Annotated in this window: 21 protein-coding genes and 5 tRNA genes; 11 read left to right on the plus strand and 15 right to left on the minus strand. The window is 40.2% G+C overall.

Annotated elements, in window-relative coordinates; translation table 11 throughout:
* The first annotated feature begins 33 nt into the window (after nt 1-33).
* From FTU13_RS07975 to FTU13_RS07995, 5 genes are all read left to right on the plus strand, one after another.
* Nucleotides 34-1,101 (plus strand): microcin C ABC transporter permease YejB, encoded by a 1,068-nt coding sequence (locus FTU13_RS07975; RefSeq protein WP_180126549.1) that lies wholly within the window; start codon nt 34-36, stop codon nt 1,099-1,101.
* Nucleotides 1,101-2,114, plus strand: a complete 1,014-nt coding sequence (locus tag FTU13_RS07980; protein WP_180126547.1) for an ABC transporter permease — start codon at nt 1,101-1,103, stop codon at nt 2,112-2,114. Before FTU13_RS07975 ends, FTU13_RS07980 begins: the two co-directional genes overlap by 1 nt.
* On the plus strand, nt 2,089-3,690 hold the full coding sequence (locus tag FTU13_RS07985) for an ABC transporter ATP-binding protein (protein WP_180126696.1): 1,602 nt from the start codon (nt 2,089-2,091) through the stop codon (nt 3,688-3,690). Before FTU13_RS07980 ends, FTU13_RS07985 begins: the two co-directional genes overlap by 26 nt.
* Before the next feature lie 112 nt (nt 3,691-3,802).
* Complete coding sequence (locus tag FTU13_RS07990) at nt 3,803-5,047, plus strand: NADH:flavin oxidoreductase/NADH oxidase family protein (protein ID WP_180126545.1); 1,245 nt, start codon at nt 3,803-3,805, stop codon at nt 5,045-5,047.
* Between the two features lie 88 nt (nt 5,048-5,135).
* Nucleotides 5,136-5,735, plus strand: coding sequence for a YiiX family permuted papain-like enzyme (locus FTU13_RS07995; RefSeq protein WP_180126543.1), 600 nt, complete (start codon nt 5,136-5,138; stop codon nt 5,733-5,735).
* Nucleotides 5,736-5,801: 66 nt separating this feature from the next.
* Here FTU13_RS07995 and FTU13_RS08000 read toward each other — a convergent pair.
* From FTU13_RS08000 to FTU13_RS08025, 6 genes are all read right to left on the minus strand, one after another.
* Nucleotides 5,802-5,877, minus strand: a tRNA-Glu gene (locus tag FTU13_RS08000).
* A gap of 58 nt (nt 5,878-5,935) precedes the next feature.
* Nucleotides 5,936-6,011: transfer RNA gene (locus FTU13_RS08005), tRNA-Glu, on the minus strand.
* A gap of 24 nt (nt 6,012-6,035) precedes the next feature.
* Nucleotides 6,036-6,111: transfer RNA gene (locus FTU13_RS08010), tRNA-Glu, on the minus strand.
* 132 nt (nt 6,112-6,243) lie between these two features.
* Nucleotides 6,244-7,149 carry an alpha/beta fold hydrolase gene (locus tag FTU13_RS08015; RefSeq protein ID WP_111885776.1) on the minus strand — a complete coding sequence of 302 codons (906 nt, stop codon included), beginning with the start codon at nt 7,147-7,149 and terminating at the stop codon, nt 6,244-6,246.
* A 109-nt stretch (nt 7,150-7,258) separates the two neighbouring features.
* A complete protein-coding gene (locus FTU13_RS08020; RefSeq protein WP_180126541.1) occupies nt 7,259-8,677 on the minus strand; it encodes an amino acid permease in 1,419 nt (472 codons plus the stop codon).
* Between the two features lie 123 nt (nt 8,678-8,800).
* Nucleotides 8,801-8,876, minus strand: a tRNA-Glu gene (locus FTU13_RS08025).
* Between the two features lie 81 nt (nt 8,877-8,957).
* On the opposite strand from FTU13_RS08025, the gene FTU13_RS08030 reads away from it, so the two are divergent.
* A complete protein-coding gene (locus tag FTU13_RS08030; RefSeq protein ID WP_180126539.1) occupies nt 8,958-9,674 on the plus strand; it encodes a hypothetical protein in 717 nt (238 codons plus the stop codon).
* Nucleotides 9,675-9,830: 156 nt separating this feature from the next.
* Here FTU13_RS08030 and FTU13_RS08035 read toward each other — a convergent pair whose 3' ends face one another.
* From FTU13_RS08035 to pyrC, 8 genes are all read right to left on the minus strand, one after another.
* Nucleotides 9,831-11,258 carry an amino acid permease gene (locus FTU13_RS08035; RefSeq protein WP_180126537.1) on the minus strand — a complete coding sequence of 476 codons (1,428 nt, stop codon included), beginning with the start codon at nt 11,256-11,258 and terminating at the stop codon, nt 9,831-9,833.
* 128 nt (nt 11,259-11,386) lie between these two features.
* The gene (locus FTU13_RS08040) at nt 11,387-11,539 is read right to left on the minus strand and encodes a hypothetical protein (protein WP_168379378.1); all 153 of its coding nucleotides are present in this window, start codon (nt 11,537-11,539) and stop codon (nt 11,387-11,389) included.
* A gap of 65 nt (nt 11,540-11,604) precedes the next feature.
* Nucleotides 11,605-12,339: a hypothetical protein gene (locus tag FTU13_RS08045; protein ID WP_180134440.1), complete on the minus strand. Its 735-nt coding sequence runs from the start codon at nt 12,337-12,339 to the stop codon at nt 11,605-11,607.
* Nucleotides 12,340-12,368: 29 nt separating this feature from the next.
* Nucleotides 12,369-13,205, minus strand: coding sequence for a hypothetical protein (locus tag FTU13_RS08050; RefSeq protein WP_180126533.1), 837 nt, complete (start codon nt 13,203-13,205; stop codon nt 12,369-12,371).
* A gap of 59 nt (nt 13,206-13,264) precedes the next feature.
* On the minus strand, nt 13,265-15,802 hold the full coding sequence (locus FTU13_RS08055; protein ID WP_180126531.1) for a TonB-dependent receptor plug domain-containing protein: 2,538 nt from the start codon (nt 15,800-15,802) through the stop codon (nt 13,265-13,267).
* A 206-nt stretch (nt 15,803-16,008) separates the two neighbouring features.
* Nucleotides 16,009-16,084: transfer RNA gene (locus FTU13_RS08060), tRNA-Glu, on the minus strand.
* A gap of 20 nt (nt 16,085-16,104) precedes the next feature.
* Complete coding sequence (gene rnt, locus FTU13_RS08065) at nt 16,105-16,764, minus strand: ribonuclease T (RefSeq protein ID WP_078189149.1); 660 nt, start codon at nt 16,762-16,764, stop codon at nt 16,105-16,107.
* On the minus strand, nt 16,749-17,783 hold the full coding sequence (gene pyrC / locus FTU13_RS08070; RefSeq protein WP_111885770.1) for a dihydroorotase: 1,035 nt from the start codon (nt 17,781-17,783) through the stop codon (nt 16,749-16,751). Before pyrC ends, rnt begins: the two co-directional genes overlap by 16 nt.
* Before the next feature lie 151 nt (nt 17,784-17,934).
* Between pyrC and FTU13_RS08075 the strand changes: the two genes are divergently transcribed.
* Complete coding sequence (locus FTU13_RS08075; protein WP_180126530.1) at nt 17,935-19,191, plus strand: diguanylate cyclase; 1,257 nt, start codon at nt 17,935-17,937, stop codon at nt 19,189-19,191.
* 84 nt (nt 19,192-19,275) lie between these two features.
* On the opposite strand, the gene argG is transcribed toward FTU13_RS08075, so the two are convergent.
* Nucleotides 19,276-20,619, minus strand: a complete 1,344-nt coding sequence (gene argG / locus FTU13_RS08080; protein WP_078189146.1) for an argininosuccinate synthase — start codon at nt 20,617-20,619, stop codon at nt 19,276-19,278.
* A 618-nt stretch (nt 20,620-21,237) separates the two neighbouring features.
* Here argG and lldP point away from each other — a divergent pair.
* The 4 genes from lldP (at nt 21,238) to dld (ending at nt 26,851) form a co-directional block, all read left to right on the plus strand.
* Complete coding sequence (lldP, locus tag FTU13_RS08085) at nt 21,238-22,905, plus strand: L-lactate permease (RefSeq protein WP_171319310.1); 1,668 nt, start codon at nt 21,238-21,240, stop codon at nt 22,903-22,905.
* Between the two features lie 32 nt (nt 22,906-22,937).
* Nucleotides 22,938-23,681, plus strand: coding sequence for a transcriptional regulator LldR (lldR, locus tag FTU13_RS08090; RefSeq protein ID WP_078189144.1), 744 nt, complete (start codon nt 22,938-22,940; stop codon nt 23,679-23,681).
* A gap of 2 nt (nt 23,682-23,683) precedes the next feature.
* Nucleotides 23,684-24,838: an FMN-dependent L-lactate dehydrogenase LldD gene (gene lldD, locus FTU13_RS08095; protein WP_078192909.1), complete on the plus strand. Its 1,155-nt coding sequence runs from the start codon at nt 23,684-23,686 to the stop codon at nt 24,836-24,838.
* A gap of 321 nt (nt 24,839-25,159) precedes the next feature.
* Nucleotides 25,160-26,851, plus strand: coding sequence for a D-lactate dehydrogenase (dld, locus tag FTU13_RS08100; protein WP_180126528.1), 1,692 nt, complete (start codon nt 25,160-25,162; stop codon nt 26,849-26,851).
* Nucleotides 26,852-26,894: the final 43 nt, after the last annotated feature.

A 26,894-nucleotide genomic window follows, 5' to 3' on the forward strand; every position in this document is an offset into this window, starting at 1 on the left:
ATACACCTGAAGGACAAGGAATGTGAAAGCAACATGGGCACTTATATATTAAAGCGTTTGCTCCTGATTATTCCAACATTGTTTTTCATTTTACTGATTAACTTTGTCGTGATGCAGATTGCACCGGGAGGACCTGTTGAACAAGCCATACAGCAAGCTGAGTCCTTTCAAGGTATGGGAAACACAGGTGGTGGTGAAACTGCGACGACAGGCAGTAAATACCAAGGTGCTAAAGGCTTAAGTGAAGAAATGGTGGCAAAAATCGAAGCGCAATATGGTTTCGATAAACCATTATTCGAACGTTTTTGGCTCATGTTAAAGGGCTATGTAACGCTAGATTTTGGTACCAGTTTTTTTAAAGATAAGCCTGTGACTCAGCTGCTTTGGGAAAAGCTGCCTGTATCCTTATCCCTTGGCTTGTGGAGTACCTTGCTGATCTATATGGTGTCTATTCCTTTAGGCATTAAAAAAGCCCGTCAACATGGTCTGCTATTTGATAAAAGCACGTCTATTTTATTGGCTATCGGCTATGCCATTCCTGCTTTCGCCTTCGCCATTTTACTCATTGTCTTTTTTGCAGGTGGTTCATATTTTCAGTGGTTTCCTCTACAAGGTTTAGTTTCAGAGAATTTTGCTGAGTTAAGTGTGTTTGGCAAAATTGCAGATTATTTTTGGCATATGGCGTTGCCTTTGTTTGCTATGGTAATTGGTGGTTTCGCTGGCTTAACTTATCTGACCAAATACTCTTTTATGGAAGAACTAAATAAGCAATATGTTCTTGCTGCTCGTTCTAAAGGTTTGACCGAATCACGTGTGCTGTATGGGCATGTATTTCGTAATGCAATGCTCATTGTTATTGCTGGTCTACCAGAAGCCTTGATCGGCATCTTCTTTGTGGGAAATCTATTTATTGAAATTATTTTCAATTTAGATGGTTTGGGATTGTTGGGGTTTGAAGCCATAGTACAGCGCGATTATCCAGTGATTTTTGGCACCTTGTTTATTTTTACCTTGATGGGGCTGATCTTAAGATTAATCAGTGATGTCATGTATCAAATGATTGATCCACGAATTAATTTTGACTCACAGGGGGCAAAATAATGTCTCCGATCATGCAAGCGCGTTTTCAACGTTTTAAAGAAAATAAATTAGGCTTTACATGCTTTATTAGCTTTGCCTTGATTTTTATGTTGTCCCTAGCTGTCAAGTTTATTGCCAATGATAAGCCGCTCTTGGTCAAATACGATGATTCTTTATATGTGCCGGTACTAAAAAGTTATCCAGAAACCGCTTTCGGTGGGGTATTTGAAACTGAGGCAGATTATAAAGATCCTGTGGTGCAGCAACTGATTGAAGATAAAGGTTGGGCTGTATGGCCACTGATTCAATTTTCCTATCAAACACCGAATTTAGAGTTGGCTGTGCCTGTGCCATCTGCACCGACTGCACAAAATTGGCTCGGTACCGATGACCAAGGACGTGATGTGCTGGCGCGTATTTTATATGGACTACGTGTGTCGCTCCTGTTTGGCTTTGCATTAACCTTCGCTTCAGCCATATTGGGCATCATCGTTGGGGCGATACAGGGCTATTATGGTGGCTGGGTAGACCTCATTGGTCAACGGATTTTAGAAGTCTGGGGTGGACTACCGATGCTATTCATGGTGATGATTTTGGTCAGCATGTTTACGCCGAGTGTGTATTGGCTCTTTGTCATTATGCTGTTGTTTGGTTGGCCCACCTTAGTTGGCTTGGTTCGTGCAGAGTTTTTACGGGCGCGTAATTTTGACTATGTACGTGCAGCACGGAGTCTTGGCGTTACAGATAGTACGATTATGTTTCGGCATATCTTACCAAATGCGATGAGTTCGAGTTTGTCACAGCTACCTTTCATGCTTACGGCAAATATTACGGCACTCACAGCCTTAGATTTCTTAGGTTATGGCTTACCGCCTGATGCAGCGTCATTAGGTGAGTTATTGCTACAAGGGAAAAATAATCTGAATGCACCATGGTTGGCCTTGTCGGGATTCTTTACCTTAGCGATCGTGCTGTCTTTATTGATTTACATTGGGGAGGCGACACGTGATGCATTCGATCCTAGACGTCAATAATCATCAAGTTAATGTACCTCCCATCGTGTTAGAGGTGGAACATTTACATATTTCACATGCAGCACAAGTCTTGGTTGAAGACCTGAATTTTAAATTGCATGCAGGTGAAACGATAGCGATTGTTGGAGAAAGCGGTTCAGGTAAATCGATTAGCAACCTAGCTATACTCGGTTTGTTGCCAAGTGATCTGCAGGTCACAGGCAGCGTCAGCCTTAACGGGCAGAATATTCTTGGACTGAGTCCTGAGCAACACCGAAACATTCGTGGGCAGAAAATTGCCATGATTTTTCAAGAGCCGATGACTGCCTTAAATCCCTTACATCGGGTTGAAAAGATTGTTGGTGAGTCACTGTTGTTACGGGGATGGTCGAAGGCAAAAACCCGGCAGCGGGTTATAGAATTATTAAATGATGTGGGTATTCCAGATGCTGAAGATAAGTTAAGACGATACCCACATGAGTTATCAGGCGGGCAGCGACAACGTGTCATGATTGCCATGGCATTGGCCTTAGATCCTGATATTTTAATCGCTGATGAGCCAACCACGGCTTTAGATGTCACTTTGCAAGCGCAAATCTTAAATTTATTAAAGTCGCTACAACAGCAGCGTAATATGGTGATGATATTAATTAGCCATGACCTGAATTTGGTCAAGCGCTATGCCGAACATGTGATTGTGATGAATCGTGGTCAAGTGGTGGAGCAAGGTAATGTTCAGGGAATTTTTGAGCAACCGAAGCAGGCGTATACCCAAAATTTATTAGACCATGATTTTGGTAAAGCAATACAGGTTTCGCAAACTCAAAAACTTTTAGAATTACGCCAGTTAGGAGTGAAATTCCCAGTCAAACAAGGCTTATTGAACCGCATCAAAAATTATGTCGTTGCTGTAGAAGCTTTGGATTTAACAGTGGCTGAAGGTGAGTCGATCGGTATTGTTGGTGAGAGTGGTTCAGGGAAAAGCTCTTTAGCACTGGCTATTGCTCGGCTCATAGAAAGTGATGGTGAAATTATGTTAAATCAACACGCCATCAATCAACTTTCAGAAAAACAGCTCAGACCTTTACGTCGTGAATTTCAAATCGTCTTTCAAGATCCATTCAGTAGTTTAAATCCACGGCTCAATGTAGAGCAAACCATTGGGGAAGGTCTGGCCTTACAGCATTTATCTGCAAATGAAATTGCACAGCGTATAGATGAAGCATTGCAGAAAGTCGAATTAGCCAGCTCGTTTAAGCAGCGTTATCCGCATGAGTTGTCCGGTGGGCAACGACAGCGAGTTGCCTTGGCACGTGCATTGGTTTTACGCCCTAAATTGCTGATACTCGATGAACCTACATCGGCACTTGATCGGACGACACAAAAAGCTATCGTGAAGCTACTACGGCGTTTGCAGCAAGAATTTAATATGAGTTATATATTTATCAGTCACGATTTACACGTGGTCAAAGCCTTGTGTCAAAAAGTGTTGGTACTGCGTCATGCCAAAGTCATGGAATTTCAAGACACCGCAGATCTATTTGCGCGACCACAAACGGACTATACCCGTAAATTAATTGAAGCCAGCCAATACTAAAATCAAACTTATGGATATTTTGACAAGTGTCATTGTCAAAATATCCTTGACCTTTAGAAAATAATACTTAGAGTAAATACTCAGGACTTATTATTTCATTTTGGATATTGCCATGAGCCATTTAGCTGAAAGCTTTAAAATTCGTAATACCACATTTAAAAATCGCATCATTAAAGGTGCAATGAGTGAAGCATTGGCCAATACTGCAGGCCAACCCAATCACTTACATTTTGGATTATATGAAGCTTGGGCGAAGGGTGGTTTAGGCTGTGCCATAACCGGTAATGTCATGGTGGATTTTCGTGCTAAAAATGAGCCGGGGGTTGTTGTCGCTGAAACAGAGCGAGATTTGGCGCAGTTAACACAGTGGGCTGAGTTAGGTAAGAAGTACGGCATGGTGCAATTGGTTCAACTTTCACATCCTGGCCGCCAATGTCCTAAAGGTTTAAATAAAGAAACGGTTGCACCGTCCGCTGTACCATTTAGTCCGATGCTAGCCACAACGTTTGGAACACCGCGCGAACTTCGTGAAGATGAAATTTTAGATATCATTCAGCGTTTTGCACGTGCTGCACACATTTGTGAAAAGGCAGGCTTCGAAGGCGTGCAATTGCATGGTGCGCATGGTTATTTAATTAGTCAGTTCTTGTCGCCACTGACCAATAAACGTCAAGATCAGTGGGGCGGTTCAAATGAAAATCGCATGCGCTTTTTGCTTGAAATCTATAAGGCAGTTCGTGCTGCGACGACAGATGATTTTATTATTTCAGTCAAACTAAATTCTGCTGATTTCCAACGCGGCGGAATTAGCGAAGCAGATGTGATTGAGGTCTTTAAGGCAATCGATGCCGCAGGGATTGATATGATTGAAATCTCGGGCGGTTCCTATGAAGCGCCAGCGATGGCGGGTGCTAAAGAAGAAAAACGTAAAGCCAGTACCATTGCTCGTGAAGCGTATTTCCTCGATTTCGCGGACAATATCCGTAAAGAAGTGAAATGCGCATTAATGGTTACCGGCGGGTTTAGAACCGTGCAAGGCATGAATGCTGCACTAGACAGTGGAGCTTGTGATTTTATTGGTATTGCACGTCCTTTCGCTGTAGAAGTCGATTTGGCTGATCGTTTATTGGCGGGGCAGGATGTTCGTTACGGTGTGGACAAAATTAAAACTGGCATACCGATGATTGATAAAATGGCGATTATGGAAATTATTTGGTATGCCGCTCAGTTTAAATCGATTGGTGAAGGCAAACAGCCAAATCCTAAACTTTCACCGTTAAAAGTGTTTTTTAAATATCTTAAAGGAAATTTAACAGCGGTCATTAAAGGGCAAGTCAATTCACGTAAGTCGGCTTAATCAATCATTGAATTATTAGAATAAGGGCAATCGGCATACATCCATGTTATGGTTGCCTTTATTCATATCAATATTGTTTACAATAAAAATGTCTAAAATTTTAATATTAATAGTCATTCTTTCGGGGCTCAGTTCTGCCCTCTATGCCCAGTCCGTATTTCAGACGGGAGATATTATTTTTCATATCTCAAAGTCACAACAAAGTTTAAGCATTCAAAAGGCCACACATTCGCCCTATAGTCACATGGGCATGATCGTAAATAAAAATAACCAAACGTGGGTGCTTGAAGCCATTCAACCTGTGCAATACACCACTTTAAATAAATGGGTCGCGCGTGGGGAAAATGCTCATTATGTGGTAAAAAGGCTCAAACAACCCTTAAATGTGCAGCAGAAAACGACGCTGGTACAAAATGCAGAAAAGTACTTGGGCAAACCCTATGATATTTATTTTGAATGGGATGATCGTGCAATTTACTGTTCTGAAATTGTTTGGAAAGCTTATCAGCATGCTTTAGGAATCGAACTTTCTCCATTACAACAACTGAAACAATTTGATTTAAAACAATATGAAGTGCAGCGCCTAATGCGGCAGCGCTATGGTCAAAATATTCCGCTAAATGAGCAGGTGATTGCCCCTAAGGCCATTTATGATTCAAAACTTTTAAAAGAAATATTTAGAAATTAAGGCAATAAAAAAGCCCAAGTCGCAATGCTTGAGCTTTTTAATGAGTGATTAAAACCAACTCGAATATGGCGTCCCTACGGGGATTCGAACCCCGGTTACCGCCGTGAAAGGGCGATGTCCTAGGCCTCTAGACGATAGGGACAGTACAGAAAGCAAATTTTAAAACCGTTTATTTCAGTCTAAGTTTTTAGACTAAATAATGGCGTCCCTACGGGGATTCGAACCCCGGTTACCGCCGTGAAAGGGCGATGTCCTAGGCCTCTAGACGATAGGGACTTAATAAAATGTACTTCTGAAAATTGGCGTCCCTACGGGGATTCGAACCCCGGTTACCGCCGTGAAAGGGCGATGTCCTAGGCCTCTAGACGATAGGGACGTTTCAGAGGTGGGCGTATATTAGGGTGAAAATCGGGGGGTGTCAAACGCTTTTCTATAAATAAATTCAGTTTTTGTTGTTGAGTGCATAAAATTAAAACAATTTGATAAAAATGTTTGAAAAATACATTATTTATGTCGGTTTTTTCAACACTTGTAAGATTGTAGCAATAACTTCTGGATGCGTTAAATATCCAGCAATATCGTGTGGGTGTTCAATCGATGTCTGAATTTGCTGGTTAATAATGGCGGGTTGAAAATCAAATGGTGCCTGACTCAGTGGAAAAGCGCTGAGAAAATCATCATGTGAATAAAAGTTTAACCAATCGCCTGAAATTGCATCAGGTCGCTGTAAAGGCTGAGGTAAGTGGGCTTGGATGACACGAAAAGCCAAAGGTGAGCCCAAGGTGATAAAGCGCTGTATGTTGAGTTCAGGATGTAACAGTAAAAAATGATACGCAATCACGCTACCTAGCGAATGTGCAATCAACAGGGTGGGTTTCGTTTGATGTAATTGCTCATGCAGACGAGTATGAACTGCCTGAATAAAGTGTGGATTGGATAAATAGAGATAAGTTTCGACCAAAAATTTATGCAAAAGTGTGGCATGTAATTTTGGGAAATAATTCATTAAAACTGCAAAATCGCGTAGGGCAAGATCTTTGCCAAGTGCAGTGATCGATTTGAATGATTGGCTTAATCCAATAGCATCATTGAGGGTGATGTCAGGTAGATTGTTTTGTACGGCATGATGCTCAAGTACTTTTGGTGATTTTTCTGGGAGTTCAGTGCGATGGATAAACGGAAAATGTGGCCACGTTTGAGGTGTCAAGGTGCTGGCTTGAAGCATATTCTGCAAATGATAACGCGTGAGTAAGTCTCCATAAAAAGGCATGCGCATATGGTGCTGTATATACGATAAAAAAGTCTCTTGATGGCTTTGCTTTAAGCCTTGAGACAACAGTGCAAGCCAATGCTGTTCGAGCGAACGTGCAGTTTGTTGCTGTTGATTCATGCCATGGATAAAGATGATCTGCATATTGCACCTCATCGACGGACCAATTTTTATTCTACTTTTATTAAAATATAGCCATAAAAAAAGAGCAACCGAAGTTACTCTTTTATCGTGTTTGGCATGACAACGCAGATCAATCTTTGTTGTGATACAAGGTGTAGTAGCTGATATAACACGCCACAATGAAGATCATACAGCAGATAAAGCCAGTCAACATTTCTGGATCAAATACCATACTAATACAGGTAATAAGACAGAATACAAAACCGAGTATTGGCACGATTGGGAAGAGTGGTGCAGCAAAAGCTAAATCTTTGGCAGTTTTGCCTTCTTTATACCACTGACGACGGAAGTTGAATTGGCTTAAACAAATACTCATCCACACTACCACCATGGTAAATGCCGCAACACCTAACAAGTTTTTGAAGATGGTTTCTGGTGCAAATTGCTCAGAAAGTAAGCCCGGCATACCACCGATCATGGTCACAATTACTGCAACATAAGGAATACCACGTGAGTTCACTTTAGAGAACACTGCAGGTAATTGCTTACTATAGGACAATGACCACATCATTCGAGAAGCAGCAAATAAACCTGAGTTTGCAGCAGAAAGAAGAGCAGTGATAATCACAAAGCGGATGATGTCTTCTGCATAAGGAATACCAATATGCTGGAATACTGTTACGAAAGGTGAACTACTTACACTTTCGGCAGATAAGCCAGCTTCTTGGTGGGGTAATAATGCAGTAATAACAACAATGGTGCCCACAAAGAAAATCAACAAGCGGAAAATCGCCGTGTTAATGGCTTTAGGTACATTTTTAGCTGGATCTTTGGTTTCACCCGCAGCAACACCAATCAGTTCAGTACCTGAGAATGCAAAGTTCACAATCAACATTGTAGCGAAGATTGGAAATAAGCCTTCAGGGAACCAACCTTGTGCAGTGAGGTTGCTAAACAGCGGTGCAGCTTCATAGCCTTGATAGCCTAAAACACCAAAAATGGCCAATAGACCTAAAATAATAAAGGCTACAACGGTAATCACTTTGACTAAAGCTAGCCAAAATTCAGATTCAGCAAACCATTTGGTTGAAATCATATTCAGGCAGAATACAAAAGCACCAAAGATTAAGGTCCACATCCACATAGAGCTGTCTGGGAACCATTCCTGCATTAAAAGTGCAGCAGCGGTAAATTCAGTTCCTAGCGTTACTGACCATGTCAGCCAATACAGCCAAGTGATGGTATAACCCGTACCCGGTCCGATATAGCGTTTAGCATAAGCGCCAAATGAACCAGATTCAGGCATATGTACAGCGAGCTCGCCTAAGCAAAGCATCACCATATAGGCGATAATACCGCCTAAAAAATACGAAATAATGGCACCTACAGGCCCCGTTTGTGCAATGACTTCACCCGAACCAAGAAATAAACCAGTACCGATTGCGCCGCCAAGCGAAATCATCACCAGATGTCGAGTACTCATAGCGCGTTTTAACGGCGCAGAATTGCCCTGATGCGAAGCATCATTCGGAGAATGTGATGACTGCATAGAGAAAAAGGAGAATCAAATAATGAAGCGAGTAATTGTAGAGAAGAATGCAATGATGATGCAATCAATTAATATAAATTATAGATAAATAAACTTTAAGTTTGTCAGAGCTGACAGAAGAATTGGCGTCCCTACGGGGATTCGAACCCCGGTTACCGCCGTGAAAGGGCGATGTCCTAGGCCTCTAGACGATAGGGACGTTTTGAGGTGGGTGTATAGTACATAGCCCATCTATATTTGTCAAAATAGAGTTTCATTGTTATATTCTAAATGTATATAAATGAAACAAAAACAGAATTTTTTAATGAAAAATAATTTTAATGAGTTTATTTCTGGAATTTTATTTGAAATCAATCAATTTAATGTGGGCAAAGTCCATGAAAGATTCTATATAGTTTTATTGAATTATTTGCATTGGTTTGAAATTTATACAAATAATTTTTCTTCGTATATTAGTAAATCAGAGTTTGAAAGAATTATTGATGAACTTTTATTTAGGGATTTAGATGGGGAAAGTAGAATTACGTATAATCACCTCAAATCTTTAGATGATTCTCATTATTTTTTAGATATCCAGAGCTTTTTTAAATTATATTTAATCTTAAAGGTTCGAAGATATCAGTTGTCTAGTGATGATGTAGAACTTGAAAAATTAGAAAAAAAATTGGATGTATGTTTTGAGCCAATGTTGTGGAGTAAAGACAAACAAGATTTATTGGTTATTAATCGTGATTTTCCTGAATTTAAAAAACAGATGAATTCAAGTCGGGTGCTTTTGCCACTTTCATTAATAGTTTTTAACTTTACTTTTGTTGAATTAATATCTAATACAAGTTTGAGAGTATCTATCCAAATATTTCTAGCAATAGTAGCTGCGTGTCTTTTAGCTAATGTTTCTAAAGGGGCAAAATCCGAAAAGGACTCATTAGAGTTGAAAGTATGGGATTATATCTTGGTGTTGAGCGAGGATAAAAACTCATTGACGAAAAGCAGTTGAACTATTTCTTTAAATTATAATTTGTACAGTGGTTTTTGTGGATTAAACTGCTCCCACAAATCATTTTTGAATTTATATGGAAACCCTAATTTTTCTCTCATAGGGAAGAGAAATAGTTTCATAAAAAAAGGTGGCTAATGAGCCACCTTAACTATTTTATTTATCGTGATATAACCAATAATAACCTGCATAACATGCTGCCATAAAGATCAGACAGCCAATAAAGCCTGAAAGCATTTCAGGATCTGCAGCCATACTTAAACCTGTTGCGGTACAGCAGACAAAGCCAAGAATTGGAACCAGAGGGAACCATGGTGTACGGAATTTAAGCTCTGAAACGCTATGACCTTGTTTCAGCCATTGGCGACGGAAGTTAAATTGACTCCAACAAATACTCATCCACACGATCACCATGGTGAAAGCGGCAACCCCCATCAAGTTCTTGAAGATCACATCTGCGCCAAATTGTTCTGACAATAGACCTGGTAAACCACCGATCATAGTAACCAATACAGCAATATAAGGCACACCAGTTTTGCTTAATTTGCCGAAAGCACGTGGTAATTGTTTTTGTGCGGACAGCGCCCACATCATACGTGATGCAGCATATAAACCAGAGTTAGCTGTAGACAGTAAAGCCGTAATAATGACGAAACGAATTAAGTCTTCTGCATAGGGAATGCCCATCAGGTTAAATACGGAAACGAATGGGCTACTACTTAAGCCGCCATGTCCACCAACATTTAAACCTGCATCGGTATAGGTCAACAGGGAACTGATGACGATAATAGTGCCGACAAAGAAAATGATTAAGCGCCATACCGCAGCATGAATGGCTTTAGGCACATTCTTTTCAGGGTTTTCAGTTTCACCTGCAGCGATACCAATCATCTCCGTACCATTAAAGGCAAAGTTCACGATCAATAGCGTGGCAAACAGAGGGAACAAACCATTTGGCAGCCAACCATGTTCTGTCAAATTGTGGAACATTGGAGCTGATTCATAGCCTTGGAAAGGCACGAAACCAAAGATGCAGGCAAAACCAAGGATGATGAAAATCAACACTGTTGCAACTTTCACCATTGATAACCAAAATTCTGACTCTGCGAATGCACGTGTAGAACTTAGATTAGAGATCAGTACGCCACCTGCAAAGATCAGTGTCCATAACCAAATAGAGGTTTGTGGAAACCATTCCTGCATCAAAATAGCCGCCGCAGTAAATTCTGTACCTAAGGTGGCAGACCAGCCCAACCAGTACATCCAAGACACCATATAACCGGTACCCGGGCCAATATAATTTGTCGCAAAAGCACCAAAAGAGCCAGAAACAGGTAAATGTACGGCAAGCTCACCCAAACAGAGCATAACCATGTAGGCGATTAGTCCGCCAATAATGTAGGCAAGTACAGCGCCCAAAGGCCCAGCTTGTGAAATAACTTCACCTGAACCCATAAACAAACCAGTACCAATTGCACCACCAAGTGAGAGCATCACAAGGTGTCGAGTCGTCATCGCACGTTTAAGCGATGGACTTTTACCTTCAGCAGACGAGTGTTGCGAAGGTTCAGAGGGAGATTGCATAGTGAAAAGAAAATTGAATGAAAGGTATATTTTATGATTGAATGCAGTGAAATGATTGATAAATCGAATTTTTCTTATAATGTAATAATACTGATCTAAAATTTAAATCTTTAGCACTGACCATTGGATTAATGGTCAGGAGTTTGATACTCAGCTTCAGAAGTTGCAGGTACTTGAGTTTGTTCAGCTACAGGGGCTTTGTTGTCATCGCGGCTCACAATATACAGATAGAGTGCAGATGGAAATAAGATGGCTAAAACTAAGAGCAACTTTTTAAACATAGGGTATTCTTACATCAAAATAGATCAAGCTGAAGTATAAACAAAACCAGTCAGGCTGTAATTAATTAAAGTTTACGGTTTTTCTGTTCTAGATTGGACAGGATGACTTGGTAGATGTCAGGGTAGTGTTGTTTAAAGTTCTGTTGTTGCATGATCGTAATGGTTGAGGCATTTGGCTCGACACCCAGTTTTAAAATTTTTGGGGTTAAAGCGAGTTGAGGGGAGCGACCATCAAAATGTGTATTCAGTAAGTTACCATCGGTATATTTTACTGTGAGTCCGATATTCAGGAGATAATCAAAAACATCAGGCAAACCAAAACCGGCAGCTTTGTAGAGTAAATTATATGTTTCTGCACGATAGCCACGGCCGTATGTTTGATGTGTTTTTAATAATCCTAATGCATTATAAAATTCTAACTTGGCAATAATTTCTTGTTCATTAATAGAACCATCGCCATTTTTTAAAGTCCTATTGATGGTATTAAAAGTGACATTGTTTGAGCTGGGTTTGCAATTAGCAGCAATCAGTCGCTTGATATCTTGAAGTGGAAGTATAAGATGCGCTGTGTCACACATTTTTTTAACTTCTTTATTTTTCATTTTACTGCTTTGAATATTTTTATTTTCAAATTCCTGCACTATGGCTGACCAACCATATATGTTTATAAATTTATAATAACGAGATGCATCATTTGTCATCCCTTTGATCTTTTTAAAGTCTTGAATGTTTTTCACTGATGGTGCATTGGTAGCGTGATTTTGTGGCACTGGAGCATTTGCAAAGCAATGCATATTCATTAGCAGGCAGCTGGTAATAACGATGTTTTTCATGGTTTATGTGTTTTTAATAAATTGTAAACGTCAGGATGTATGGTGGAAAAGTCATTCTGTTCTATTTGTTTATAGACGCTACTATTGGGCTCGATTCCTGCATTCAGTAGTTTTTGAACCAAACTCACAGAAGGGTTACGGCCTTTGATATTGTCTAAAATTAAATTACCATCCACGCCCGTGTAATCGACACCAATACTCAGCAAATAATCAGAAACGTCTTCTAGTCCCCAACCAATTGCGTTAGATTGCAAAGAGCTTTTTTCTTCATACGGGCCAAATTTATACGTAACGTGAGTTTGTAAAACATTTTCCGATTTGTAGAATTTTAATTTTTCAATGATTTCGTTTTGATCTATTTTGCCTTCTGCATTGGTTAATGCGCCATTAATAATCATAGAGGATGAACGGCCATTGAGTGGTTTGCAATTTGCTTTAAATAAGCGTTTGGTTTGATCGGCAGTACTTAGACTCAGTGCAATTTCGCAAAGTTTTTCTTTTTCCCCTTTAGGCATTTTACTTTTTAGAATGGTTCCATTTTCAAAATCACGAACGATTGACTCCCAACCGTATTTGGTTGCTGTTCGATAATACTGTATTGCTTCTTCGCTCAATTTTTTGGGTTTTTTCGCTTGTATTTGAGTGTCACGATCGTTGGTTTTGGGAATAGAAGATTCTTGGTCATCGTTCAATGCTGTTTGATTTGTATGATTGGCATCGTGCTCAACAGTATTTGAATGATTTATCGGTAGGCTGGCTTCGGGTCTAAAAATGTAGATGAAGATACCGAGACATACTATGCACAGGCCAAAGAGTAAGATTATTTTTTTCATGTTTTATTCTATTTGAAAATGAATCAAGAGCGTTTTTAGGCGCTCTTGATAGGGGAAGTTTAAAATTTAAATGTGACATCAGCAATGAACTGTCGCCCAATTTCAGATCTAAGTCTGTTGGTCGACTCACTAATACCTGGGGTGGTATAGATATTATGTCGATTGATAATATTGTTAATGGTTAAACCGAATATTGCTTTGTAATCTTTAGCGAAATTGAAATCATAAGTGGTACGCATATCCCAACTAAATCGAGGTCTAATCGTATCTGTAGCATAGGCTTCCAACAGGACACCATCATGTTCAACTTTGTTTTTTAGTTTATACGTATCTTTATATTCAGATTTGTAGCTTAAGAAGTTATTAATCTTTAATGGTAAATTTGAAAACTCAATGTCCCAACCAAAACGAGCAGTCCAAGGCTGATTGAAATTTTCAACAGGACGTTCATTAAATTGGATGAGGCTGCCGTTAAAGATAATATCGCGATCTTCAGCAGCCGTATTACTGTTAACGTTATATGACTCAGAATAGTCTAAATAATTTTTTTCTGATTCAGTGTAATCGAAGCCAAAGTTAAACCCGTGCAGAGAGTTTTTATATACGACTGGCAGCGTATTTCTGAGTGTGAGTGTGTAAATGTCAGCTTTTGCCTTACCACTATTACTATATTCAAAATGATCGATGGTATTGCTGGTTGTTGGATCAATAAAACGATTTTTTGTGATTTCATCTTTGCTATCGCGATTCACCCATTTCAGACCAAGGTTCCAGTTTTTAACTTGGCTATTAATGGCAAACACAATTTCGTCAGCATAAGGGGTCTTTAAATTGGCACGTTGAATATTGGAATTAGCTAATATTAAATCTGATAACCCAGTTTGAGCCCAATAGTCTTCAGTTTGATTTTTTGTGCGTTTTAAATTGTATTCCAAAAATGCAAGTTGATCTTGCAGTTCAGTGGCTAAGGTATAGTTTGCATAATATCGATTCCATCCCGTAGTGAAGGACAAAAGATCATTTTTTAGCGGTTTATAGTTAAAGGCAGTACGAGGTGCAATATTTAAATTTTTCGACAAGCTTTCATAATCTGCACGTAAACCTAAACGCGCTGAAAAATTATCCCAAGTCGATGTGTTTTCAATGAAGGTATGCACACGTTGTTGGTCAATATTAACTTTACCTTTTTGATAATACTTGCCATTTGTTTGATATTGGCCTTGATAGTTATTTTCATCCGTTGCTTCATCACAAAGAATATCACCTGCCGTACAGCTAATGCCTGAACTAGATGTAAAAGTCTTAGGCTGATTATACATATAGGCATCGTTAGGCCGTTCCCATGCAACTTTAGAATAGTCATAGCCCATACCAAAGCTTAATTGTTGCATGCTGTTGCCAATCTGAATGGTATCAAACGCATTTTTTAGACTATACGAAAATGTATCTTGTTGTAATTCAATATCACTACTTGTGGCACCTTCACCAGGATTGGAACTCCAGTTTTTAGTTGGTGTTTGCTTCCAAATAATGCCGGTAGTTGAATCATTTTCACGTGCTTGGCTTAGCGTTTGATAGCTAATATTTTGTTTTAATGTTGAATTATTGAGTTTACTTTCTAATTCACCAAAAAATGTCAGCGTTTCTGTATTGCTAATACTTTTTGAATTTATTCGCTTATCAACGAAATTTAGACTGTCCAAATCCCCTAAATCAAAGCCAAACTTCGCTTTGGTTGTGTCCGAAGGTGTGTAAAAAAGGGTAGTCCCTAAGTTGATATTATTACGCTCGCTTTTGACTTTACTGCGATCTTCTAAACCACTCATTACTGGAACGATGGATTCACGTTTAGAGGCATAACTATTGATGCCCCATTGTTCAGAGAGTTTGCTGTATAGATTCAGGCTTAGGCCGTGTTTTTTATATTCTTTATTATTTGATGATGTTGGATCTTCAAACTCTGCAGCTTCTTCTTCATCGGTAAAATGATAACGTGACCAATCACTTTCCGTGTAGTCGTAAGTAACGGAGCCGTGGATTTTGCCAATTTCAGTATTTGGGGTACAAGTTTCAGCATTAACTACACCACCTGTAAATTCGCCGTATGCTGCAGAAACATTACTATCGATCAATTCTAATTTACAAATTAAATCGGTATTTAGGGCAATCCCTTGTGAGCCACCATCAAGCTTGCCTGAATAGGAGTTGCCGCTTGCCAGAGGGTCAAGGTTATTGGTGGTATTGACGCCGTTAATTACAAATTTATTTCGGTAAGTTTGCGCGCCATTAATAGAAATCTCGGATGGTCGTAGCTCAGCCTGTGAATCTGCAGAACGTTGTTCACGGCTAAACTGCACATTTGGATTAACTTTTAAAAAGTCTGTGATATTTTTTGAGCTATTCGGCGTTTTTTCTAAATCTTCTTTGGTGTAGACGGTTGTACCTACTTCTTGCTTGACTTTGACTTCAACCTCAATAGGTGTCATCGACACCGTATTGGTTTTGATTTCTTCGGAGATCTGGCTTTCATTTGCATACGTTTGAGATGCTAAAGCAGTCAAAATTGCGATATTAAGGGGAGAATAGGCAAAGCGCATGGCTGTCAACAATTATGCAGATAAAAATGATAGCGATTATCATTAACTTTGCAAGAATAATCAATAGAAATGAGAATTATTTGCAATAAATGTTTTTTTAATACACAGAAATTCAGTCAATGAGAATTAAGATAGAAATAGTGATGATTTAAGAATATTCATTCGTTATGAATATTAGAAAAAAGAAAAAGCTTGATAAGAAGTATTGGCGTCCCTACGGGGATTCGAACCCCGGTTACCGCCGTGAAAGGGCGATGTCCTAGGCCTCTAGACGATAGGGACGTTTAGAAGATGGCGGTATCTTATTGATCCGCCATCATAGTGTCAAGTAGGTGGGGACCGAGTTTGTTCAAAATATAACAGAACAGTTCAGCGGTCTTCTGAGTATCGTAAAGTGCAGAGTGTGCTTCTTTGCCATCAAACTCAATACCAGCTTGAATACATGATTTTGCCAGCACAGTTTGTCCAAACATTACAGCGCTCAAAGTCACTGTATCGAATACGGAAAAACTATGGAAAGGATTTTGATTTTTTGTCCCTGTACGTGCAATAGCTGCCTGTACAAAACCTAAGTCAAAATGGGCATTATGACCCACTAAAACCGCGTGTGTGCAGTTCTGTTGGCGACGTACTTCATTTACTGCTTTGAAGATACGTTTTAATGCTGATTTTTCATCTTCAGCCATGGCCATACGCATTGGATTAAATGGATCTACACCAATAAAATCCAGTGAACGACGGTCAAGGTTGGCACCTTCAAATGGATTGATATGTGCATGGTGGGCTTCACCCGGTACAAAATTACCTTCTGCATCATACACAATAGGAATCGCTGCAATTTCCAGTAAGGCATCGGTCTGTGAATTAAAACCTGCTGTTTCGACATCGACAACAACAGGTAGGAATCCACGGAAACGTTGACCAATGACTGGTCGAGTTTCATCTGTCACACTTTTCTCCATTGGATGGTCTTACCCGCATACAACGGAATAATTTTTTCGCCATCCAAATAGTCTAAACTTTCAGGGATCACTTGATCTTCTTTTACCAAAGTAATGGTATTGGTATTTCGAGGGAGTCCGTAGAAGTCTGCACCAAAGTGGCTTGCAAAACCTTCTAAACGGTCGATTTTACCGACTTGATCAAATGCTTGAGCGTATAGCTCAATTGCTGTTGGTGCACTATAACATCCTGCACAGCCACATGCATTTTCTTTAGCATTTTTTGAGTGCGGCGCACTGTCTGTACCTAAGAAAAATTTAGGGTTCGCACTGGTCGCGACTTCGAGCAAAGTTTGCTGATGGGTTTGACGTTTTAAAATCGGTAAGCAATAGAAATGCGGTTTAATACCACCCACCAACATATCATTACGGTTAAACAATAAATGTTGCGGTGTGATTGTCGCAGCGACATTACGGTCTTGTTCTAATACAAAATGCGCAGCTTCACTAGTAGTGATGTGTTCTAGCACCAATTTTAATTTAGGGAACTGTTTTAACAGTGGAGATAGCACTTCATCTAGGAAACGTTTTTCACGGTCAAAAATATCGACATGGTTGTGGGTCACTTCACCATGTAACAGTAATGGTACTTGGTGTTCTTCGAGCTGCTCAATCACACCATAGACTTTACTAATATCGCTGACACCACTGTCCGAGTTCGTGGTTGCACCCGCTGGATAGAGCTTGATGGCATTAACATGCTCAGATTCTTTAATTTTTTTAACTTCACTTGCAGGTGTGTTGTCAGTGAAATAGAGCACCATGCGCGGGTCAAAGTGAACGCCTTCAGGAACATGTGCCATGATACGTTCACGGTATGCATTTGCTTCTTCAACGGTTTTTACCGGTGGTACGGTATTTGGCATACAAATCGCGCGAGAGAATTGTTGTGCTAAATCAGGAACTGTACGCTTTAGGGCTAGACCGTCACGTAAATGTGCATGCCAATCATCTGGCTGAAGAAGAGTAATCGTATTCACAGCGATTCCAAGCTTGGAAATAAAACAAATGATAATGCAAATAATGTGAAAATGGTAACGAGATTTATGTACAAATGACTGAACAGATATAAATAAAGAATAAAACTGTGGTATTTTTAAATGACTAAAAGAATTAGATAAATGCTTGGAAATGGAATACAAGTATAACCTTGCAAAGTTGCAATACGATAAAGAAAAAATAGAGGAACTGATTACACGGCAAACTCGTCGTGTAGGGGAAATGTTTCCTAAAAAACTGGAAACTCAATTTTGGACTTTAAGCCTCGATCGTGCGCAAACCAACATACGTCATTTTTTTTGGATGGGAGCGTTGATCTACTTTGTGCTCACGATGCTGATCATTCCCGGAGATTACTGGATAATTAATCAACAGCATTTTGTGCATGATTTTATTCGTTGTTTGGTTGGTCAGCTCAATGGTGCGCTGTGTCTTTTGGCTTTATATACCTTTGCCCGTTATGACCGTCTGAAACCTTATTTTTCACATGCCAGTATGTTTGTAGTGTTTTGGGCCGTTATTTCAATGTCTTGGCTCACCATGACCGTGTATACCGAAGCACTTAAACATCAGGCCATGATGATCCTTTGTATGATTTACATCTTGAGCTATATTTTGACTGGAGTGAAACCGGTTCAAATGTTGATGTCTGGATTATTGGCTGCTGTGGTCACCATGTTGATGCTTTTTTCATTAGAAGTGAAATTTGATGTGATGGTGTTGGGGCGTGTACTGATTGGAAGCTGTGTATTGGGTTTTGCAATCAGTAAGATGCTCTGTGCGCGTGAACGGATGATATTTTTGAATATGCTGCGCGCGGATATTAGTGAAAAAATCCATCGTATTCATACCACAGAGCTTTTACATTTAAGTCAGCATGATGAATTAACCAAGATTTCAAACCGACGTACTTTTGATGAAATGCTTGATACCTTTTATGAGCAATCTCGACGTAATAACACCTCGCTTGCTGTGCTATTTATCGATGTCGATCATTTTAAAAACTATAACGATTTCTACGGTCATCAAAAAGGCGATGATGTAATTTCAACCATTGCCAAAACCATTAAAAATGCCATTCGACATATGGATTTTGTAGCGCGATATGGTGGTGAAGAATTTGTGGTTTTATTGCCTGAAACCGATGCGCATGGTGCTTATGCGGTAGCGTCAAATATTTATAAAGCAATCGATCGTTTAGAAATTCCACATGCCAAATCACAGGTTTCAAATCACGTCACTATTAGTTTGGGGATAACCGTATATCGTGCGGAGATGCTGACCAAGGAAGAGTTATTGACGATCGCTGATCAGGCTTTATATCGTGCAAAACAACTCGGACGGAATCAAATTTACTATCAATCGATTCGTTCAGCGCATGTGGCTTAATGTTTAATAACATTGAGAAATTCTCTGAAATCGGCAATAAAAAAACCGCGCAAAATGCGCGGTTTTTTTATGACTCAACAAATCTTATTTGTTTTTGTCTTTTAATTGAGGTACTGCTGAACCTGTACCTACTGCAAGTAAGCCAGAGTTTGTGTAGATGCCTAATTTAGCGCGAGTATCTGTGATATCTAGGTTACGCATAGTCAATTGACCGATACGGTCAGCAGGACTAAACATAGAGTCACCTTTCTCCATAGTTAAACGCTCAGCTTCATAAGTGAGGTTAGGAGATTCAGTGTTTAGAATAGTGTAGTCATTACCACGACGAAGTTCTAAAGTCACCGTACCAGTGATTGCTTTAGCAACCCAACGCTGTGCAGTTTCACGAAGCATTAATGATTGAGAATCGAACCAACGACCTTGGTAAAGAAGACGACCTAAACGCAGACCGTTAATACGGTATTGTTCGATGGTGTCTTCGTTATGAATACCAGTCACTAAACGTTCATAAGCAATATGAAGAAGTGCCATACCCGGAGCTTCGTAGATACCACGAGATTTTGCTTCAATGATACGGTTTTCGATTTGGTCAGACATACCTAGACCATGACGACCACCGATACGGTTAGCTTCAAGAATGAACTCAACTGGGTTTTCGATGCGTTTGCCATTTAATGCAACAGGGAAGCCTTCTTCGAAAGTTACAGAAACTTCTTCAGCTTTTACTTCTACGTCATCTTTCCAGAACGCAACGCCCATGATTGGGTCTACGATTTTGATACCCGCATTAAGGTATTCAAGATCTTTTGCTTCGTGAGTCGCACCTAACATGTTTGAGTCAGTTGAGTACGCTTTCTCTTTTGACATTTTGTAGTCAAAACCATTGTCGATCAGGAACTGTGACATTTCTGCACGGCCGCCTAGCTCGTCAATGAAAGTTTGGTCTAACCAAGGTTTGTAAATTTTTAGCGATGGGTTAGTCAACAGACCATAACGATAGAAACGTTCAATGTCGTTACCTTTATAAGTCGAACCGTCACCCCAGATGTTTACGTCATCTTCTTTCATTGCGGTTACAAGCATCGTACCTGTAACTGCACGACCAAGAGGAGTCGTGTTGAAATAAGGCATACCACCAGTTGAAATGTGGAAAGCGCCACATTGAATAGCCGCAATACCTTCTAAAGCAAGTTGTAAACGACAATCAACTAAGCGAGCTTTAACTGCGCCATACGCTTCCGCTTTTTTTGGAATCGCATCGTAGTCGTCTTCATCAGGTTGACCTAAGTTTGCTGTGTAAGCATAAGGTTCCGCACCTTTTTGTTTCATCCACAAAAGCGCAGCTGAAGTATCTAGACCACCAGAGAAGGCAATACCAACTTTTTTGCCAACTGGGACATTCTGCAAGATAGTTGCATTATCAGTCATTGTTAATCCTAACGATATAAATATAGGCACCGAGAATGGGTGGCCTGAAAGAATACATATATGTGCGTGATTGTAGCACTTTTCTGCAAGGTTTTTCTAAAAAATCATGAGATACAAGCGATGAGGTAGAAAAAAATGATCGTTGAAATCTATTGATGAATACTTCATCTAGTTTTTGCAGGCGGAAAATGCATTTTCTGAAAGAAATAGGTTGCACATATAAAGAAATCTATTTGATTTAAATAAAAGGTCATACCAATATTGGGTTGATTTGGTTTTTATCCTTTTCGCTGAAATGAGACTGAAGTCAAACAAAGCTTGGTTATTAGACTAAAGTATATTTTATAGAATTTATTCATAAATAATAATTATAAAACAGATATTTAAAAAAATGTTGTTAAAAATTCAAACTGGAAAATAACGTTTTCGCATTGAGTATTGGTCATACCAAAAACAAGAAAAGCTTGAATGATTGAGTTGAAATATTTAAAAATTGCAGAGTATTTCAGCAATAGTATGAGTTTTTATGTCTTTGATTTTTATATTGGTCATACCAATGAAAAAAGACCACATGCTGATATTGCTCAATAATTAAATCTTAGTAAGCATTTCAAGGAGATGACAATGCTTCAATGGCAGCAAATATATGACCCAATGGGGAATATATGGATATCAAGTTTAATTGCGCTCATTCCGATTATCTTTTTTTTCTTGGCGCTTGCTGTATTTCGTTTAAAAGGCAGTGTGGCAGGTACGATCACCGTTGTACTGGCACTTTTGGTGTCTTTATTTGCCTATGACATGCCTGCGCTTATGGCATTGGCTTCGATGGTCTACGGTTTCTTCTACGGTTTATGGCCGATTGCATGGATCATTATTGGTGCGGTGTTCCTGTATAAAATCTCTGTCAAAACAGGGCAGTTTGACATCATCCGTTCTTCGATTCTTTCGATTACTGAAGATCAACGTTTACAGATGCTGTTAGTCGGCTTTGCTTTCGGTACTTTCCTAGAAGGTGCGGCGGGATTTGGTGCCCCTGTGGCGATTACCGCAGCACTATTGGTAGGTTTAGGCTTTAAGCCTTTATATGCGGCAGGTCTTTGTCTGATCGTCAATACTGCGCCAGTGGCTTTCGGTGCGATGGGTATTCCAATTATCGTTGCTGGGCAAGTGTCTGGTGTTGATACGATGGAAATCAGTCAGATGGTTGGTCGACAGCTGCCATTTATGGTGCCGATTGTACTGTTTTGGATTATGGCGATTATGGATGGCTGGCGCGGTGTGAAGGAAACTTGGCCTGCAGTTGTGGTTGGCGCGAGTAGCTTTGCGATTGCACAGTACCTAACCTCGAACTTTGTCGGTCCTGAATTACCAGATATTACCGCGGCGATTGCCTCTTTAGTGTCATTAACGATTTTATTTAAATATTGGCAGCCTAAACATATTTTCCGCTTTGCAGATCAAGATGCGACGATGAGTGAAGATGTTGCTGCACAAAAACAGCAAAAATATAGCTTGGGTCAAATTGCAAAAGCGTGGTCGCCATTTGCGATCTTAACGGTGATGGTTACGATCTGGAGTATTAAACCGTTTAAGGATTTATTTACTAAAGACGGTGCCTTACATGATTTGGTTATTTCGATCAAAGTGCCATTTTTACATCAATTGGTTCAAAAGATGCCGCCAGTCGTACCTGAAATGAAGGACTACGATGCCATCTATAAATTTGATTGGTTTTCGGCAACAGGTACGGCAATTGTCATTGCTGCGATCATTACCATTATTTTCTTAAAAATGAAGCCTAAAGAAGCAATTGTGACCTTTGGTGAAACTATTAATGAATTAAAAATTCCAATTTATTCGATTGGAATGGTCTTGGCTTTTGCATTTATCGCCAACTATTCAGGGATGTCGGCAACATTGGCATTGGCACTTGCGCATACAGGCCAAGCCTTTACCTTCTTCTCGCCATTTTTAGGATGGCTTGGTGTCTTCCTTACGGGTTCAGATACGTCAGCCAATGCACTATTTGCTGCATTACAGGCAACTACTGCACAGCAAATTGGTGTGCCAGAAGTATTACTCGTTGCTGCCAATACCAGTGGTGGTGTGACTGGAAAAATGATTTCTCCGCAGTCAATTGCAATTGCATGTGCGGCAGTTGGCTTGGTGGGTAAAGAGTCGGATTTATTCCGTTTTACAGTAAAACACAGTATAACGTTCACAATCATGATGGGGATTTTAATCACCCTACAAGCTTATGTGTTCCCTTGGATGATTCCATAACACGCATTGTGTAACAACGTTAAGGAAAGCAGATGAAAGTCTCTGATAAAACTGTTCAAAGTCTTCGTGTATTGATTGAGGAAAGCAATATGCAAGTTGGAGATCGTCTGCCTGCTGAACGGAAACTGTGTGAACAACTTGGCGTCTCACGCACCTCTTTACGCGAAGCGATTTCTCAATTGACCAGCATGGGCGTGTTGGTCAGTAAAGTCGGTGCGGGGACTTTTTTAAAGCAATTACCTGCGACTTGGTCGAGTTATCAAATTGTGCAGCCCATCAGCAGTTTGATTAGTGAAGACCCTGCCTACCGTTTTGATGTGCAAGAGGCGCGCATTATTTTAGAAGGTGGTACTGCATGGTATGCGGCACAACGTGCTACAGCAGAGGACTTGGCACATATCCGACATTATTATGATCAGATCAATCATTTTCAGGCTTTAGGCAATGACGATGAAGCAGCGCGTGCAGATGCCAAATTTCATTTAGCAATTGCTGAAGCTTCACACAATTTAGTGTTGATTCAGATGATGCGTGGTCTATTTGATCTGTTGCAATTTAATGTCGTTTTAGGTCGTCGAAAAGTTTATAGCGAAGCACACCGATTTGATCAATTGCACGATCAGCACTTTCAAGTCATGAATGCAATTGAACGTCGTGATCCTGAAGCTGCACGTAAAGCAGTCTGTGGACACATTGAGTTTGTAGTACAACAGGTGCGCATGATTGATGAAGAAGAAGCTCGTCGTCAGCGTGCCAGTCGATTAAACAGGATATAAGCATGATTATTTCTTCTGCCAATGACTACCGTGAAGCGGCACGTCGTCGTTTACCGCCATTTTTATTTCATTATATCGATGGTGGGGCGTATGCCGAATATACCTTAAAGCGTAATGTAGAAGATTTATCAAAAATAGCGTTGCGTCAACGTGTGCTGAATGACATGTCACAGCTGAGTCTAGAAACCCAACTGTTTAATGAAACCTTATCGATGCCTGTGGCTTTATCACCTGTGGGTTTAACAGGGATGTATGCACGTCGTGGTGAAGTTCAAGCAGCCGTTGCCGCAGATAAAAAGGGCATTCCATTTACGCTGTCTACCGTTTCAGTTTGTCCAATTGAAGAAGTGGCGCCAGCGATTCAGCGTCCCATGTGGTTTCAGTTATATGTGCTACGTGACCGTGGCTTTATGAAAAATGCCTTAGAACGTGCCAAAGCAGCAGGCTGTTCAACTCTGGTGTTTACCGTGGATATGCCTGTTCCGGGCGCACGTTACCGTGATGCACACTCGGGGATGAGCGGCCCAAATGCTGCCATGCGCCGTTATATGCAGTCGTGTTTCCACCCACACTGGGCGTGGAATGTGGGTTTATTAGGTCGTCCGCATGACTTAGGGAATATTTCTAAATACTTGGGCAAACCAACAGGTTTGGAAGATTATATCGGCTGGTTGGGCAATAACTTTGACCCATCAATTTCATGGAAAGACCTTGAGTGGATTCGTGAATTTTGGGATGGCCCGATGGTCATTAAAGGCATACTTGACCCTGAAGATGCCAAAGATGCAGTGCGTTTTGGTGCAGATGGCATTGTGGTGTCAAACCATGGTGGCCGTCAGCTCGATGGGGTTTTATCATCAGCGCGTGCATTACCGCCAATTGCAGATGCAGTAAAAGGCGATATTAAAATTCTTGCTGACTCAGGTATTCGAAATGGTTTAGATGTGGTGCGTATGCTGGCTTTGGGTGCAGATACCTGTATGCTCGGTCGCGCATTTGTTTATGCACTCGGTGCAGCAGGTGGTGAGGGTGTTTCAAATCTTCTAGAACTGATTGATAAAGAAATGCGTGTTGCGATGACCTTAACAGGTGCAAAAACCATTGCGGATATTACATCTGATTGTTTGGTGAAGTTAGAGAAAGAGTTGGCTGGGTGATTTTTTGAATAGATCTCTTGGGAAAGTTATTCGTCATCAAAAAAAATTAAAAAATGAAAGTTCCCTCTCCTTGTAGGAGAGGGTTAGGGAGAGGTATTTATTGAATAATTCTTCTAACCCTCTTGCGTAGCATTGCTATTCATCCCTAAGGGAGAAGGGATATTCATTATAGATTTTAATAACAATGACTAAAAACTTTTGATATGTGCAAATAAACCTACGTTGTTTAAAATTATTTAAATCAATATTTTTTCATTGCACAACAATGCAATTCCTCTTTAGCGAGGAGAGAAAAAATTGAAAATGGAAAATTCTACGAGCATGCAAACTCAATCATCACAAACCATTCAAAACCTTATCAACATCGTCGGTAAGCAACACGTTTTAACTGAAGATAAAGACACACGTTTATACCGCCAAGGTCGCCGTTACGGTGCAGGAAAAGTATTGGCTGTGGTTACACCGGGCTCTTTGCTTGAGCAATGGCAAGTGCTGCAAGCGGCTGTGGATGCAAATTATATTGTGATTATGCAAGCCGCCAATACAGGTCTGACAGGTGGTTCAACGCCGTTTGGTGATGACTATGACCGTCCTGTGGTGCTGATAAGTACACGTCGTTTGGTTGGCATCCAAGTGATTAATGAAGGCAAGCAAGTGATTTGTCTACCGGGTGCGACATTAGACAAACTTGAAAAAGATTTGCTGCCATATAATCGTGAACCTCATTCGGTGATTGGTTCTTCGTGTATTGGGGCATCGGTTTTGGGCGGCGTATGCAATAACTCAGGGGGTGCTTTGGTACGCCGCGGTCCTGCCTATACAGAGCTTGCACTGTATGCACAAGTGAATGAGTCAGGTGAGTTAGAGTTGGTCAATCATCTAGGTGTCCATCTTGGCAATACGCCTGAAGAAATCCTCACAGCGCTGGAAAATAAAAATTATCAAATCAATGACATTGTGAATAATTCAAGTTGCTGTGCATCAGATCAACGCTATTCACATGACGTAAAGCAGGTTGATGAAAATACGCCTGCACGTTTTAATGCCGATCCAAGCCGTTTATTTGAAGCATCGGGTTCAGCAGGTAAGGTCTGCGTCTTTGCAGTACGTTTAGATACCTTTGAAAAAATCCCTAGTCAGGTGTTTTATGTAGGGACCAATTCACAAGATGATTTAACCGAAATTCGTCGTTTTCTATTAAAAGATCTTGCACGCCTCCCGATTGCAGGTGAGTACATTCATCGTGTGGCATACGATATTGGGGCTGAATACGGTAAAGATTCTTTTGTATTTATTGAAAAATTCGGCACCGCAAAAGTTCCTGCTGCTTTTGCCATGAAAGATAAAGTCGATGGCTATTTAGAAAAACTGGGCTTGCAAGGTTTATCGGATAAAGTTTTACAACTCGTCACTAAATTTATGCCGAATCATCTGCCAAAACGTATGAATGAATTTCGTGATTTATATGAGCATCATTTGATGATTCGTATTGAAAATCAGGATGTTGATCAAGTTGATGCGTATTTGAAAACGTATTTTTTAGACAAAATCTCAGGCAATTATTTTAAATGTACGGATGAAGAAGGTCGTAAGGCATTTTTACATCGCTTTGCGGTGGCAGGTGCCGCCATTCGTTATCGTGATACGCATCGTTCTGAAGTGGAAGACATTGTTGCATTGGATATTGCATTACGTCGCAATGATCGAGAATGGGTGGAAACTTTGCCGAAAGCCATGGATGAGCAAATTATCCATAAACTCTATTATGGACATTTTCTCTGTCATGTTTTTCATCAAGATTATATTGTGAAAAAAGGTGTAGACCCTTTGGCAATGGAACATGCAATGTGGCATTTACTCGATGATCGTGGCGCTGAATATCCTGCAGAACACAATGTTGGACATTTATATGTGGCGAAGCCTGCATTAAAAAAACATTATCAAAAGCTGGATCCAACCAATAGCTTTAATGTCGGGATTGGACAAACCAGTAAGCTGAAACATTGGAAATAATGCTTTATAAAACAACACGCCGTGATGTGATATATCACGGCTT

Origin of the sequence: Acinetobacter sp. YH12064, from assembly GCF_013419735.1 — a bacterium.
GTDB lineage: Bacteria > Pseudomonadota > Gammaproteobacteria > Pseudomonadales > Moraxellaceae > Acinetobacter > Acinetobacter amyesii.

Excerpts from the sequence above, each read along its gene's own strand:
- lldR (WP_078189144.1), top strand. The coding sequence starts at position 22,938 with ATGAAAGTCTCTGATAAAACTGTTCAAAGTCTTCGTGTATTGATTGAG.
- rnt (WP_078189149.1), bottom strand. The coding sequence starts at position 16,764 with ATGGAGAAAAGTGTGACAGATGAAACTCGACCAGTCATTGGTCAACGT.
- FTU13_RS08030 (WP_180126539.1), top strand. The coding sequence starts at position 8,958 with ATGAAACAAAAACAGAATTTTTTAATGAAAAATAATTTTAATGAGTTT.
- FTU13_RS07980 (WP_180126547.1), top strand. The coding sequence starts at position 1,101 with ATGTCTCCGATCATGCAAGCGCGTTTTCAACGTTTTAAAGAAAATAAA.
- FTU13_RS08020 (WP_180126541.1), bottom strand. The coding sequence starts at position 8,677 with ATGCAGTCATCACATTCTCCGAATGATGCTTCGCATCAGGGCAATTCT.
- lldP (WP_171319310.1), top strand. The coding sequence starts at position 21,238 with ATGACAATGCTTCAATGGCAGCAAATATATGACCCAATGGGGAATATA.
- FTU13_RS07975 (WP_180126549.1), top strand. The coding sequence starts at position 34 with ATGGGCACTTATATATTAAAGCGTTTGCTCCTGATTATTCCAACATTG.
- FTU13_RS08035 (WP_180126537.1), bottom strand. The coding sequence starts at position 11,258 with ATGCAATCTCCCTCTGAACCTTCGCAACACTCGTCTGCTGAAGGTAAA.
- FTU13_RS07990 (WP_180126545.1), top strand. The coding sequence starts at position 3,803 with ATGAGCCATTTAGCTGAAAGCTTTAAAATTCGTAATACCACATTTAAA.
- FTU13_RS07995 (WP_180126543.1), top strand. The coding sequence starts at position 5,136 with ATGTCTAAAATTTTAATATTAATAGTCATTCTTTCGGGGCTCAGTTCT.
- lldD (WP_078192909.1), top strand. The coding sequence starts at position 23,684 with ATGATTATTTCTTCTGCCAATGACTACCGTGAAGCGGCACGTCGTCGT.
- FTU13_RS07985 (WP_180126696.1), top strand. The coding sequence starts at position 2,089 with ATGCATTCGATCCTAGACGTCAATAATCATCAAGTTAATGTACCTCCC.
- FTU13_RS08045 (WP_180134440.1), bottom strand. The coding sequence starts at position 12,339 with ATGAATATGCATTGCTTTGCAAATGCTCCAGTGCCACAAAATCACGCT.
- FTU13_RS08040 (WP_168379378.1), bottom strand. The coding sequence starts at position 11,539 with ATGTTTAAAAAGTTGCTCTTAGTTTTAGCCATCTTATTTCCATCTGCA.
- argG (WP_078189146.1), bottom strand. The coding sequence starts at position 20,619 with ATGACTGATAATGCAACTATCTTGCAGAATGTCCCAGTTGGCAAAAAA.
- FTU13_RS08055 (WP_180126531.1), bottom strand. The coding sequence starts at position 15,802 with ATGCGCTTTGCCTATTCTCCCCTTAATATCGCAATTTTGACTGCTTTA.
- FTU13_RS08075 (WP_180126530.1), top strand. The coding sequence starts at position 17,935 with ATGGAATACAAGTATAACCTTGCAAAGTTGCAATACGATAAAGAAAAA.
- FTU13_RS08015 (WP_111885776.1), bottom strand. The coding sequence starts at position 7,149 with ATGCAGATCATCTTTATCCATGGCATGAATCAACAGCAACAAACTGCA.
- dld (WP_180126528.1), top strand. The coding sequence starts at position 25,160 with ATGCAAACTCAATCATCACAAACCATTCAAAACCTTATCAACATCGTC.
- FTU13_RS08050 (WP_180126533.1), bottom strand. The coding sequence starts at position 13,205 with ATGAAAAAAATAATCTTACTCTTTGGCCTGTGCATAGTATGTCTCGGT.